Raw genomic sequence first — 266 nt, 5'->3', positions numbered from 1 at the left:
ATCGAGGCCGTCGCCGAGGCGGCGACGCGGGTCACCGACTGGCGGAGCGGACTGGCGGCGCTGCGCGCAGCCGTCGAGCCGTTCGACACCGTCGGACCGCACTACCGGGCACCGGCGAAGGATGCGCGCATCCCGAGCCGTACGAAGTCCATCGAGGAGCTGCCCATCGCGCTCGGCATGCTGATCGCCGCGGGCGGCGACTACCGGGAGGCGGTGCTCGGCGCCGTCAACTACGGCCGGGACTCCGACTCGATCGCCGTCATGGC

General features: G+C 72.9%; 1 protein-coding gene. It reads left to right on the top strand.

Annotation, left to right across the window (positions count from 1 at the left end; genetic code table 11):
* Positions 1-266, top strand: a 266-nt coding sequence (locus tag SB660_RS21180) for an ADP-ribosylglycohydrolase family protein (protein WP_410584361.1), incomplete at both ends; no start/stop codon positions are given.

Origin of the sequence: Bacillus sp. SIMBA_005 (assembly GCF_046535585.1) — a bacterium.
In the GTDB taxonomy this organism is placed as follows: domain Bacteria; phylum Bacillota; class Bacilli; order Bacillales; family Bacillaceae; genus Bacillus; species Bacillus pumilus.
The sequence above is the reverse complement of the archived record's forward strand: the minus strand, read 5'-3'. Positions and strand labels throughout refer to the sequence as shown.